The sequence below is a fragment of the Paenirhodobacter populi genome, from assembly GCF_004022215.1.
Classification (GTDB): domain Bacteria; phylum Pseudomonadota; class Alphaproteobacteria; order Rhodobacterales; family Rhodobacteraceae; genus Rhodobacter; species Rhodobacter populi.
Genome location: NZ_SAUZ01000049.1, coordinates 1 through 12343 on the forward strand (window position 1 = coordinate 1; position 12343 = coordinate 12343).

Sequence of the window (12343 nt, forward strand, 5' to 3'; positions counted from 1 at the left end):
GGCGGGCGCGAGGGTGCTTGCAACCGTCTCCGGGGTCGCGAGGGCTGAACGCCTCATCGGGCTTGGCCTCGATCATGCGATCGACCATCGCGCGGCCGACGTTGTCGAGACGGTCATGCATCTGACAGGGGGTCGTGGCGTCGATCTCGTCGTGGACCCTGTGGGGTCAACGTTGCAAATCTCTCTGGCGGCGCTCCGTCCCGAGGGACGTCTGGTCTTCGTGGGCAATGCCGGTGGCTCGCGGCTCGATCTCGATCTGTGGCCGGCGCTGCAGGCGAACCAGTCGCTTTTCGGAGTCTTCATGGGAACGCAACTGGACAAGCCGGATGTCCACCGTACGGTTTCCCGGATGCTGAAGCTGGCGGCAACCGGGGATCTTGAGGTGGTCGTGGACAGGACGTTTCCGCTTGCGGCGGCGGCCGAGGCGCATGCCTATGCCGAAAGCAATTCCATCCTCGGGCGCATAATCATCGTCCCGGCCGGGTAATGAGCATGGCAGGTCGTGTCACCGCCGTCACCGACTGACCGGCTTCCGCGGTGTTCGTTCTCACAGGAAGGCTATTGCACCTTTTGCTGCGAAGAGTCAGGCGGGCTTTTGCCTGCCTGACCGGTTTACGCGTTCGCGCCTCCATCCACGGCAACGACCGTGCCGGTCACCATGCTTGCGGCAGGGCTTGCAAGAAATGCGACCACGTCGGCGATTTCACGCGGTTCCGCGAACCTGCCGAGAGGTGAGAGATTCAGCTGGACAGCAGCGTTCTCGCCATCTGCCGGGTTTGATTCAGTATCGGTTGATCCGGGCGCGACGAGATTCACCGTGATGCCTTGCGGGCCAAGCTCGCGCGCCAGGCCGCGTGTGAATGAAAGCAGCGCCGATTTCGACATCGCATAGGCCGTAACTCCAGGAAAGGGGACGCGATCGCCCAGGCCGGATCCGATCGAGATAATGCGGCCGCCTCTGGGCAGATGCGGTATCGCCGCCTGTGAAAAAACGACCGGTCCGCGCACATTGATGTCCATCAACGTCTGAAATTGCCCGAGATCGAGGTCTGCGATGGCTCCAGCCAGTCCGACACCTGCATTGTTGACCAGAATATCGAGGCCACCGAGCGTTTCGACGGTCTCGTTGACGGCGCGCTTGATGGCATCCGGATCGGCGCTGTCGGCCTGGACGGCCAATCCACGGCGGCCCAGCTTTTCGATCGAGGACACGACCCCGTCCGCGCGCTCAGGCGAGTTCTGATAGGTGATCGCGACGTCCGCGCCATTGTCGGCCAGTGCCTGCGCGATTGCAGCGCCGATGCCCCGGGATCCTCCGGTGACGAGCGCGCGCTTGCCCTTGAGATCAATCATGTTTCATCCTTTCCGCAGCATGTCTGTAGAAGGCCCGCGTTCGGGCCGGGGAACGTTGTCAGCACGTCTTCCTTGTGCCCTGAACATAGGCTGAGGCGAGAGACGCAACATTCCTGATCTTGCCCAAGACTTGCCTGATCCTGCCAGAACAGCTATTTTCACGAGATGTCAGATTCCCGGAAACTCATCAGTCGTCTTCTGGATGACGTCGCCCCCTTCATCGTTCGGCGTCAGGAGACCGTTGGCCTTCCGACGGCCATTCCGCGCCTGACGGTATGGACGAGCACATGCGCCACGCTTCCTACACCGGCGCTGTTCGAACCCATGTTTTATGCCGTCCTGCGGGGCACCAAGGTGTTGATCATGGGCGCCAATCGCTTCGAACTCCCGGCGGGCGCCTGCGCGGCATCGTCGTTCGGCCTGCCCTATACGCACCAGTTGACCGGCGCGACGCGCGACCTGCCGTATGTGGGGATAAGCCTTCATCTCGATATCGGCATGCTGACGCGCGTCATGCTCGATATGCCCAAACGCGGTGATCGCTGGACATGCGCGGTGGCAGCGGACGATCTGAACGGCCCGGTCGGCGAGACCTTTGCCCGTCTCGTCGGGCTCCTGAACGCGCCTGACGACATTGACATGCTCGCGCCGCATTACGAGGCAGAACTTTACTATCGTCTTCTGCAGGGCCCGATGGGCAATACGCTCCGCCAGATCGGTCAGCGAAACGAACGGTTTCAACAGCTCAAGACAGCAGCGGACTGGCTCGCCGCCAACCACAGCGAACCGGTTGTCATTCCCGATCTGGCGGCGTCCGCAGGCATGAGCGTCACTTCGTTTCACCGGCACTTCAAGGCCGTAACGGGGTACAGCCCGCTTGCCTTTCAACGTCATATGCGCCTTCTGGAAGCGCGAAAACTGCTGGCCGCAGGTGCCGCCAATGTATCGCGCGTGGCGTACGAGGTCGGTTACCTCAGCCCCTCGCAGTTCAGCCGGGAGTACAAGAGCATGTTTGGCAACGCGCCGATTGCCGATCTGCAACGCTGAACGTCACCGGGCCGGTTTGTGTGTGCGAACCAATCCCCCCGACGATATCGCCGGATCCCGGCCCGGTAGTTGCGCCGATATTGCCAGCATGGATGGATGGCTGGAATTGCATGATGCTGCCATCGCCTGAAACTCTCGGCGCGTCCCGAACCCATCTGCCATCAGCCTGCCGCAGCGGCCCCCGCTTATCGGCGCCACGGTAAAGCCGTTTATCGGGCTGCCGCTCGGACGGAAACGATATGGCTCTCAACGAGATAGAGCTTTTCGCATCGTGCTCGACGATTGCGGGCAAGATCAGTCCTTTCCTGCTGCGTGAGAGCGTGGCCGGATGCATCGGTTGGTGCGGCATGGGGCCGGGGCTTGCCGACCTCGCCGCCACCGTCGAATGCGACGGCATTGGAACCATCTACTCGATCCTCGCGGATAATGGCATCCGCCACGAACCCGAATATCTGGTTGGCTGGAATCCGGGGGAGGCCCCGCCGTGCAGTCTTCGACAGGATGTTCGACGACACGCTTGTCGTTCGACTTCGACAGGTTTTGTAACGAAGCGGAGAAGATTCACCGCAAGGACGGTCACAGCGAAGTGTGCATTCGTCGAAAGCCGGATCATCAGAGCGGCTTTCGCACGGGTTGAAGGAGCAGTCGGTTGCTGCCCGACATGAAGTCTCCGTGAACCTGCTCGGACAGACGATCGGCATCGCGCCGGCGAATGTCGGTGGTGGCGTCTTCGATATCCGCTTCCCTGTGGCCCAACGACCGCAAACCTTCCGCTCCCATCAAATAGGCGGATTCGACCGTTTCGCGGATCTGGTAGTCGACGCCGGCGCGGATGAGATCTATCGCATGTCCTCGATCGTAGCTGCGGACAAGAAGTTTCGCCTGCGTGAACTCGTGTTGCGCCAGCTCCACGATCTTCAGCGCGGCCTTCGGGTCATCGACACAGACCATGATCGCATCGGCTTCCCCCGCACCGGAGTATCGCAGCGTGTCGAGCCGGGTCCCGTCACCGAAGAAAACCTTGAACCCATATCGCCCGGCATCGCGGATGCGGTCGGGGTCCTTGTCGATGACAGAAAGCTCGACACCCTGCGATAGAGGTATCTGTGACGCGATCTGACCGAAGCGTCCAAACCCGATGACAAGGATCCGCCCCTTGAGATCGTGGGCGGGATCGACGTCATCCATCGACGCTTCCGTGCGAAGCAGAAGGTCGGCCGCTATCGTGAGCAGCGGGGTCAGCGCCATCGACAGGATCACCACTGTGGCGAACAGCGCATTCTCACGCGCATCGATCACGCCGCCCGACATCGCTGCCGCATAAAGGACGAAGGCGAATTCGCCGCCCTGAAGGAACATCGACGTGCGATGCAGGGCCTGATGGTTGGAGCCGCCGAACAGACGCGCCACGACATAGACCACGGCGCCCTTCGCGACCGTGAATGCGCCCAGCAGGGCCAGCAGAAGCGGCCATTCGGCCGCGACGATCGAAAGGTCCAGCGACATGCCGACGGCAAGGAAGAACAGGCCCATGAGCAAACCGCGAAACGGCTCGATATCGCTTTCGATCTGGTGCCGGTAGCTCGAGCTCGAGAGCATCACTCCGGCAAGGAACGCGCCCATCGCCATCGACAATCCGGCGACATCCATCAGCAACGCTGCGCCGAGCACGACCAGCAGCGCGCCTGCCGTCAGCACTTCGCGGGTGCGCGCGCGCGCCAACAATGCGAAGAACGGATTCAGGCCCCATCGCGATACACCTAGAAGCGCGAGCAGCGCCGCAACGGCTATGAAGGCGTCAGTCCATCCTGCCTGTCCATGCGAGAGCGGCGAGAGAAAGGCGACCACCGCCAGCAGCGGCACGATCATCAGATCCTCAAACAACAGGATGGCAACCGACTTCTGTCCCTCTACACCCGAAATCTCGCCCCGATCCTGCAGCACCGACACTATGACGGCGGTCGAGGATAAAACGAAGCCCGCCCCGGCGATGAAAGCGACGGTCGCGGAAAGGCCAAGGAGCACCGTGCCCGTCAGCGTAAGGACGGCTGTCGCGGCGAAGACCTGCACAAGGCCCAGTCCGAAAATCTGTGTTCGCATCGCCCATAACTTGTTCGGTCGCAGTTCCAGCCCAATCACGAACAGGAACATCACGACCCCAAGCTCGGAAAAATGGAGGATGGATTGGGTATCGGTAAACAGACCCAGCACCGAAGGCCCCACGAGAACGCCGGCAGCGAAGTAGCCGAGCACCGATCCGAGACCCAGCCGGCGGAACAACGGCACAGCGACAACGGCCGCTCCCATCAGCACGACTGCAGGTCCAATCGTTTGCCCCAGGCTCACTTCAGCCATCCATTTGCCTTTCCTGCTTTGCGTTGCTCATGATCGGACGGCGACGGCGCAGCGGTGGACGATAAGCCGTCGCCCCTGACCGACAGTTGGAGGCGATGCCCGGCGGGATGGCCATCGCCCGCTCATGCTCCATCACGGCCTTCGATGAACGCCAGAAGGTCGGCGTTCAGCACATCGGCGTTCACCGTCAGCATTCCGTGCGAGAAACCGGGATAGGTCTTCAGCGTGCCGTTCGGCAGCAGTTTGACCGCTTTCAAAGCCGCGGCGGCGATCGGAACAACCTGATCGTCCTCACCATGCAGCACCAGCGTTGGTACGGCGATCGCCTTGAGGTCATCGGTCTGGTCGGTTTCCGAGAAGGCCTTGATGCCATCGTAATGCGCCTTGGCGCTGCCCATCATGCCCTGCCGCCACCAGTTCTGGATGACGCCTTCATGGACCGCCGCGCCCTCGCGATTGAAGCCGAAAAACGGGCCTGACGGAACGTCGCGGAAGAACTGCGCACGGTTGCCGGCCAGTGCCTTCCGAAAGCCGTCGAAGACCTCTATCGGCGTGCCTTCGGGATTGTCCCCGGTCTTGAGCATCAACGGCGGAATGGCGGCCACGAGGACGGCCTTGGCCACCCGGCCCGCAGGTCCGCCATATCGTGCCACATACCGCGCGACTTCGCCGCCGCCGGTGGAATGGCCGATGTGCACCGCATTCTTCAGATCCAGCGCCCTTGCGACGGCAAATGCGTCGGCTGCGTAGTGGTCTATGTCGTGACCCTCGGCAACCTGCTCCGAGCGGCCGTGGCCGCGCCGGTCATGCGCGACGACACGATAGCCTTTCGACAGGAAGAACAGCATCTGCGCGTCCCAGTCGTCGGAACTGAGCGGCCAGCCATGGTGAAAAACGATCGGCTGGGCGTCCCTGGGGCCCCAGTCCTTGTAGAAAATCCGTACGTCGTCATCGGTCGTGACAAAGCCCATGATGTATTCTCCTTCCGGAACGTCGTGGGGGGTCCAACAGCACGCGGTACCCGGTGGACAAACGAAGCTGGCGGTAAGCGTTGAGGCCGAGATCAGGCCTCGCGGCGGTTGGCGAGGGTCGGCCAATGGGTCGATCCGACCCTCATTGAAACGCGCTATCGCTGCCCGGATCAGCCTTCGCTCGGCACCGGGGTGTTGAGAAGCTGCTGCTCCCACAGATACGCGATGCCGCTGCCGCCGAAGTGTTGGATGAGAATATCGGTCAGCTCCTCGACATGCCCGGTGCGCGCCCAATCGCGCTGCCATTCGCCGGCGAGCGCCATCACGGTCATCGGGTTCGCGCCGGCCGCGATCATGCGCTGGATGGCAACTTCGTGGGATTCCTTCGAAATCCCGCCCGACGCGTCGGTGATCACGGTCACGTCCCAGCCTTCGCCGGCGGCCTGGATGACGGGCATTGCGACGCAGACCTCGGTCCACAGGCCGGCGATGATCAACTGCTTGCGGCCGGTCGCCTTGACGACATTCACCACATTCTCGTCCTGCCAGGTGTTCACCCAGGTGCGGTCGATGACGTCCTGGCCCGGGAATACATCAGTGATCTGCTTGAAGAGAAGCCCACCGCGCCCCGCGATCACGCTGGTCAGAATGGTCGGAACCTCGAAGGCTTTTGCCAGCTTCGCCAGCGCGGTCGTGCTGTTGACCACAGCCTGCGGATCGTGGCTGTTCAGGTTCGCGAGCTGATAGGGCTGGTGGTCGATCAGAACGAGGACCGAATCTTCGGGCCGAAGCAGCGAATCGAGGCCGTTGCGAAAGGTCATGGATGTTTCCTCCGTTACCATGTGAGCGGGATTGTCCGCCGGCAGGCCTGCGCCAGAGGGCGACATGGCCGACACGGCCCGGGAAACGATCCATCCGGGCGGGGAGCTGCGCGGCCGCCTGAGGGTTGCCATGCCGCTGACCTTCGGCCCGACCCACTTCGCCCCCGTGCTCGCGGAAATGGCGCGCCTGCACCCGCAGCTGCACATCCATACCTCCTACAGCGATCGCTTCGTCGATCTCATCGCTGAAGGGTTCGATTGTGCGATACGGGTCGGCCATCTTGCCGATTCCAATATGCTCGCAAGACGCATTGGCTGGACCTGCGCCAAATATGTGGCGACGCCGGACTACATCAGGAAGCACGGATCACCCGAGACACCGGAGGAATTCCTCACGCATGAGGTCGTCATGCAGGGAACGGAAACCTGGCTTGCGATGGATGGGGACAAGGCTGTCACGCTGAAACCGCGGGGGCGCTTCAAAGCCGACAACGCTGTGGCTCTTGTGGCCGCGGCACTTGCCGGAATTGGCCTTGCCGGTCTCCCTGAAGAATTGATCGGGGGGCATCTGGCTTCCGGCGCGTTGGTCCCGGTCATGACGCGCTATCCGCCCCCCAAGTTGGGCATCTATGTCGTCCGGCCTCCGGGACAGCATCCCGCCCGCAAGATACGGGTGCTCACCGAGATGCTGATCGAGTGTTTTGAAGAACCTTCCGAAAGTCATGAAAACTAAGGTCTGAATGACGCGAAGCCTTGGTGCGGATTTCATGACAAACGTGATGTCAGGTACTGGAAATCGCTCAGCCTTTGAGCCGCTGGATCTCATGCGTGTCATTGCCGGTATGGCGACGATCGGCCCTCAGACACATTGGGAAGATAACGCGAGGCGGTTGGTCCGCATTTTGGTTGCGGGACCGGGGGGCATCTGGGAACTTGCTGAACAATGAGCGTTTGCCGCTCACCGGGCTGAACTGAACGTCGATCAACCGGCCCATGTGGACAACACCTCCGTTGGCAAATAAACCCGCCTGCCGGGCGGATTGCGGAGATGTACGGGGGCATGTCGCTAGACCAGCCCGTGCCTGCGTCGCGTGTGACGAGGCGGGAAGGGCATCGGCCCGACGATTCACACATCGCGCTGCGGCGTCCATCCTTCCGGCGCCAACTCGAACTGTTCGAACAGGAAACCCGGCGCGACCGTGCAGCCAACAAGGGTCCATGGACCGAGGGGTTCCGCCGTCTGCCACCACCCCGCCGGCACGACAAGCTGCGGCCGCTCTCCGGCTGTGAAGTCGGTGCCGAGGCGATGGGTGGCGGTATCGCGGCCATCAGGCGAGAGGATGAGCGACAGCGCGGCGCCGGCATGGAAATGCCAGATCTCCGTCGCGTCCTTGACGCGGTGCCAATGCGAGCGCTGGCCGGCTTCCAGCAGGTAGTAGATCGCGGTCGAATGACCGCGCGGGGCTCCAGCGGCGTCGCGGAAAGTCTCGGCGTACCAGCCCCCCTCGGGGTGCGGCTTGAGGCCGAGCGTGTTGATGACATCGCGGGCGGACGGTGTGACGCCCCTTTGAGGTTCCGTCATGATGATCGTTCCGAAATCTGTATGGGGGCGGTGATCCTTGCAGCCAGAATATGCTCAAGATCCTTCAGCGCGGCAGCCGCCGTGGCGAGCGGCTCCGCGCCCGATCCGATCGCAAGGGTTTCGCCCATCACGTCGGTGGTGATGCGGATTGCCTTGTTCTTTCCGCGGACATTCGCAAAGGGATCGGTGAGCGGATAGGTCCTGATGCCGACGCCGCCGCGGAATGTGCCTTCCACACGGGCAAGGCTGCCCACGAGCTTCGGGACGACACCTTCCGCGCGCCATGTCCTGATACGTTCCCCCGTAACCGACTGGATACCTTCAACGGAAAGGTCGACCATCGTCAGGTCTGCGCCGAGACCGAAATTGGCGATGATCAGGAGCTTGGAGGCGGTATCCCAGCCTTCCGTATCGTTGCTTGGATCGGCTTCGGCGAACCCGCCTTGCTGCGCCTCATGCAGCGCCGCATCGAAGCCGAGCCCTTTCGTCGTCATGGCGTCGAGCAGGTAGTTGGTGGTGGCATTCAGAATGCCCTCGATTTCGAGCACCTCGCAGCCCTTCAGGCTATGCTCGATGAGGTCGATCGTCGGCAAGGCAGCCGCGGCCGCGCCGCTGAGCTTCAGCATCGCGCCGGAGCCCTGGGCAAGTTCGCGCAGCTGTTTTCCGCTATGGACCAGCGCGCCCTTTGATATGACGATCGTGTCGTGCCCGGCCGACAGGGCGGAACGGATATAGGCAAGGCCCGGGCCACCGGTGCGAAAATCGCTTGGCCCGGCCTCGATCAGGATGTCGGCGCCGCTCGCCTCCACGAAATCCGCACCCGACAGCCCTGTCGTGAGCGCGGACAGACGATCAGCTTCGAGCCCCCCGGCGTCAGCAAGACCGGATCGCGATCCGCAGACGGCGACCAGACGGACATCCGCTCCGTAGACCTGGCGATAGCGCCCGCGCCGGGACAGAAGCAGGTTCGCCGTGGCGCGTCCCACGCCTCCGAACCCCGCGATCGCAATCCTGAAGATCCGCATCTGTTCGATTCTTCCGTTCCTGTTTGTCCGACAGAATGTTGAGCCCGGTAGATGTCTTCATTCGATTGTGTTGCCTGCATCCGGTCACGGATGATGCTCAATATCCGCTCCCCAATCGTGCTTGTCGGTGTTCTGGTTCCTCCGGATGACGGGATCGAAATTTCGGGATCGCCACCCTTCACCGTCTCGGGGGTCTGCTTTGCATGCCGTATATCTGCTGGCGCTTGGCGGATATGTGATACTCATATGCTGGTGACGGAAATTCAAGCCCACCGGCATGAAACATGGCTGTGGTCATTGTTTCAGTTCCCATGAATGCTGCGCTTTCTCCGCCGGGACTTTTCAGATTCGGATACGATGTCGGTGCAGCGTCTTTGCGGCGCACTCAATACAGGGTATGCTGATTGCCTCGCGGATACTTGGATCGAGCCGTCGCGCGGCGGGCAAGGCATCGCTGACATCAACCCATTTCACGGACGTCCGCCGTTTTTCGATGTCCACGCTGATGTTCCGCATTCGGCGACACAGCTTCGCGCACTCGGACGCTACCGTGTCATGAAGGGACATGGCAGAGTCCATTGAGGCGTCGTCGGATGTGTCGTGCGTCTTGCGGTTGACCCGCCCTCGACGTCAGAAAAGGATGTTTCCATGACTTTTCGTAACGGCCTCAAATCGCTCCTTCACTCCGAAAACCCGGTGGCCGCTCCGATCGATCGGCAGCCCTGGCAGCTTGCGAACCCGAACGGCCGCGGTCCGAATGTGGGCACCGGCCGCTATATCTGCACCATGGTTCACGAGTCGCCCGCCCGCGTGGCGCCCCGCGAGATCAGCAGCCCGGATTCCACGGTCTGAAACGACCTGTGACTGGCTGGACCGACCAGGTCCGCCGCCCCATACTTGATGTTCATGGAGGGTGAGATGACCGAGAAACCTGCCGTTCGGATTTCCTATGAGGATCAGGGCCACAAAGGCCGTTTTGCTGCTCGCCTTGAAGGGGTGGATGGCGAAGGCGAACTGACCATCTCGAAGGTTTCGGAGGTGCTGGTCATCGCCGATCATACCTTCGTTCCCGACACGATGCGCGGAACAGGCGCCGCTTCGGCGCTGGCCGAGGCCTTGATCGCGGATGCCGGCTCCAGGGGGTATCGCATCGTGCCGCTCTGCCCCTTTGTGCGGGCACAGTCGTTGAAACATCCGGAGTGGTCCGATGTCATTCAGCGTTGAGATGGGCGCCGCGCACTAGATGCTGTTCCTCGCACATCCGGGGATCTGCGCGGCAGGTTGGTCATGCTGACGGATTTCCCGGGGACCGTCGCCCTCTGCGCTGTTTCCAGTCAGTGCGGCAACGCGACGGCACCATCCGCTGGGATATCTGGGAAGGCGTTGCCGGGCCTGACCGGTCGTCGAAAGCTGGGGGTCGACATCAGCGCCAGCATGACACTGACGTGCTGGATCAGGACCTGCTGAATGCGTTCCTTATCGGCGAGCAATCGCCAGTCGTCCGCCATCTGCTGCGGTCGCCGTGAATCTGTTTGAGCGAAGGAGAACACCATGAGCTGGAACCCCACGCAGAACCCCGATTGTCCCGAGACCGGCGGCCTTGACGCCATTGAGACCCCCATCATCCCGCGCACCCGCGATCTCGGCGGGTTCGAAGTGCGGCGTGCGCTGCCCGCCCCGAAACGGCAGATGGTCGGTCCCTTCATCTTCTTCGATCAGATGGGACCGGTGGAATTCCTGACCGGAGGCGGCATTGACGTGCGTCCGCATCCGCATATCGGGCTGGCGACCGTGACCTATCTTTACGAGGGTGCGTTTCACCACCGCGACAGCACCGGGGCCGACCAGATGGTCTATCCCGGTGAGGTGAACTGGATGATCGCCGGCAATGGTGTCACCCATTCCGAACGCACCAGCGAGGAGATGCGCCGCCGGCCCGGCACCGCCTTCGGAATCCAGACCTGGGTCGCGCTGCCGGATTATGCGGAAGACACCGCCGCGACATTCGAACATCATGGTAAGGAGGCGCTGCCTTTTCTTGACGAGGGCGGCAAGCAGGTTCGGCTGATCCTCGGCTCGGCCTGGGGTGAACGTGCGCCGGTCAAGACCTTCACCGAGACCTTCTATGCTGACGTCATGCTGGCCGCGGGCGCCAAATTGCCGCTGCCCGACGGTCACGAGGATCGGGACGTCTACGTGGTCGAGGGCGACGTTCTTGTCAGTGGGACCAGCATTGCCGCAGGGCGCATGATGGTGTTCCGCCCCGGCGACCGGATCAGCCTGACCGCTGGCGAAACGGGTGCGCGGCTGATGGTTCTGGGAGGCGAAACGATGAATGGACCGCGCTATATTTCGTGGAATTTCGTCGCCTCGTCGCAGGAAAGGATCGACGCCGCGAAAGAAGCCTGGCGCAAGGGCGACTGGGAGCATGGCCGCTTCCACCTGCCACCCGGTGATGAAGCCGAGTTCATCCCGCTCCCCGAGCAGTTGAAGTGATCGAAGGTCGAACCGTGTTTCATCGGCCCACCCGTCGACACCCATGAAAGGAGAACGAGCAATGACAAAACGACAGGCAATCTTTCCCGCAGACAGGCATGCTCTGTACGAGGAACATGGCTATTCCGCAGCGATCCGATCCGGCGATCTTCTTTTTGTTTCAGGACAGGTCGGCAGCCGCGGCGATGGAACGCCAGAGCCTGATTTCGAACGTCAGGTCCAGCTGGCCTTCGACAACCTCAAGGCCACGCTCGACGCGGCTGGCTGCACGTTCGATGATCTCGTGGACGTCACGACCTTCCACACGGATCCGGAGAATCAGTTCGCAACCATCATGGCCGTCAAGCAAAGGATTTTTGCCGCGCCGCCTTATCCGAACTGGACCGCCATCGGGGTGAACTGGCTTGCCGGGTTCGATTTCGAGATCAAGGTCATCGCACGCATACCAGAGAGCAAGTGACCCCCGAGGTCCTTCCTCGACCGCGGCGGTCTCGGCACCGCGGACCGCTGCTGCGTTTCTTGTGCGAGGAGCCAGGCCATGAGCGCAGTTCTCCGCACCGGTGCGACCGGCTTTGGTAGGGATAGCAGTCGAGGTCCAGTCGTGGCGGTCGGCGTTCCACCCGGCATAGGAGAAGATGCTTCACCACATCGAAGCTGAGCGCCCCCATCCGGAGGGCCTGCGTTACAGCGACA

At 62.1% G+C, this 12343-nt stretch carries 15 protein-coding genes; 8 read left to right on the forward strand and 7 right to left on the reverse strand.

What is annotated here, in order from left to right; genetic code table 11:
* A partial coding sequence (locus D2T30_RS22150; RefSeq protein WP_164884404.1) for a zinc-binding dehydrogenase occupies nt 1-487 on the forward strand: 487 nt, incomplete at its 5' end.
* 125 nt (nt 488-612) lie between these two features.
* On the opposite strand, the gene D2T30_RS22155 is transcribed toward D2T30_RS22150, so the two are convergent.
* Nucleotides 613-1353 carry an SDR family NAD(P)-dependent oxidoreductase gene (locus D2T30_RS22155; RefSeq protein ID WP_128210570.1) on the reverse strand — a complete coding sequence of 247 codons (741 nt, stop codon included), beginning with the start codon at nt 1351-1353 and terminating at the stop codon, nt 613-615.
* A gap of 165 nt (nt 1354-1518) precedes the next feature.
* Between D2T30_RS22155 and D2T30_RS22160 the strand changes: the two genes are divergently transcribed.
* Both D2T30_RS22160 and D2T30_RS22165 read left to right on the forward strand, forming a co-directional pair.
* Nucleotides 1519-2400, forward strand: coding sequence for an AraC family transcriptional regulator (locus D2T30_RS22160; protein WP_128210571.1), 882 nt, complete (start codon nt 1519-1521; stop codon nt 2398-2400).
* A 239-nt stretch (nt 2401-2639) separates the two neighbouring features.
* The gene (locus tag D2T30_RS22165; protein WP_128210572.1) at nt 2640-3065 is read left to right on the forward strand and encodes a hypothetical protein; all 426 of its coding nucleotides are present in this window, start codon (nt 2640-2642) and stop codon (nt 3063-3065) included.
* On the opposite strand, the gene D2T30_RS22170 is transcribed toward D2T30_RS22165, so the two are convergent.
* The 3 genes from D2T30_RS22170 to D2T30_RS22180 all read right to left on the reverse strand — a co-directional run bounded on the left by D2T30_RS22170 (nt 3013) and on the right by D2T30_RS22180 (nt 6547).
* Nucleotides 3013-4755 (reverse strand): monovalent cation:proton antiporter-2 (CPA2) family protein, encoded by a 1743-nt coding sequence (locus tag D2T30_RS22170; RefSeq protein ID WP_128210573.1) that lies wholly within the window; start codon nt 4753-4755, stop codon nt 3013-3015. The genes D2T30_RS22165 and D2T30_RS22170 overlap by 53 nt on opposite strands.
* 122 nt (nt 4756-4877) lie before the next feature.
* The gene (locus D2T30_RS22175) at nt 4878-5726 is read right to left on the reverse strand and encodes an alpha/beta fold hydrolase (RefSeq protein WP_128186151.1); all 849 of its coding nucleotides are present in this window, start codon (nt 5724-5726) and stop codon (nt 4878-4880) included.
* Nucleotides 5727-5896: 170 nt separating this feature from the next.
* On the reverse strand, nt 5897-6547 hold the full coding sequence (locus D2T30_RS22180) for a hydrolase (protein ID WP_128186149.1): 651 nt from the start codon (nt 6545-6547) through the stop codon (nt 5897-5899).
* A gap of 64 nt (nt 6548-6611) precedes the next feature.
* Here D2T30_RS22180 and D2T30_RS22185 point away from each other — a divergent pair, with 64 nt between their 5' ends.
* Nucleotides 6612-7280 carry a substrate binding domain-containing protein gene (locus D2T30_RS22185; protein WP_128186147.1) on the forward strand — a complete coding sequence of 223 codons (669 nt, stop codon included), beginning with the start codon at nt 6612-6614 and terminating at the stop codon, nt 7278-7280.
* A 393-nt stretch (nt 7281-7673) separates the two neighbouring features.
* Here the strand turns inward: D2T30_RS22185 and D2T30_RS22190 are convergent, their stop codons facing one another.
* Nucleotides 7674-8129 carry a cupin domain-containing protein gene (locus tag D2T30_RS22190; protein WP_128186145.1) on the reverse strand — a complete coding sequence of 152 codons (456 nt, stop codon included), beginning with the start codon at nt 8127-8129 and terminating at the stop codon, nt 7674-7676.
* Entirely contained in the window at nt 8126-9115 is a 990-nt protein-coding gene (locus D2T30_RS22195) for a homoserine dehydrogenase (RefSeq protein WP_206613059.1), read from the reverse strand. The genes D2T30_RS22190 and D2T30_RS22195 overlap by 4 nt, the downstream gene beginning before the upstream one ends.
* Nucleotides 9116-9802: 687 nt before the next feature.
* Here D2T30_RS22195 and D2T30_RS22200 point away from each other — a divergent pair.
* Together D2T30_RS22200 and D2T30_RS22205 are read left to right on the forward strand one after the other, a co-directional pair.
* The gene (locus D2T30_RS22200) at nt 9803-10006 is read left to right on the forward strand and encodes a hypothetical protein (protein ID WP_128186141.1); all 204 of its coding nucleotides are present in this window, start codon (nt 9803-9805) and stop codon (nt 10004-10006) included.
* A 66-nt stretch (nt 10007-10072) separates the two neighbouring features.
* The gene (locus tag D2T30_RS22205) at nt 10073-10378 is read left to right on the forward strand and encodes a GNAT family N-acetyltransferase (protein ID WP_128186139.1); all 306 of its coding nucleotides are present in this window, start codon (nt 10073-10075) and stop codon (nt 10376-10378) included.
* Between the two features lie 110 nt (nt 10379-10488).
* Here D2T30_RS22205 and D2T30_RS23280 read toward each other — a convergent pair whose 3' ends face one another.
* Nucleotides 10489-10662: a hypothetical protein gene (locus D2T30_RS23280; RefSeq protein ID WP_164884405.1), complete on the reverse strand. Its 174-nt coding sequence runs from the start codon at nt 10660-10662 to the stop codon at nt 10489-10491.
* A 43-nt stretch (nt 10663-10705) separates the two neighbouring features.
* On the opposite strand from D2T30_RS23280, the gene D2T30_RS22210 reads away from it, so the two are divergent.
* Nucleotides 10706-11650 (forward strand): pirin family protein, encoded by a 945-nt coding sequence (locus tag D2T30_RS22210; RefSeq protein ID WP_128186137.1) that lies wholly within the window; start codon nt 10706-10708, stop codon nt 11648-11650.
* A 61-nt stretch (nt 11651-11711) separates the two neighbouring features.
* Nucleotides 11712-12110, forward strand: a complete 399-nt coding sequence (locus D2T30_RS22215; protein ID WP_128186135.1) for a RidA family protein — start codon at nt 11712-11714, stop codon at nt 12108-12110.
* Nucleotides 12111-12343: the final 233 nt, after the last annotated feature.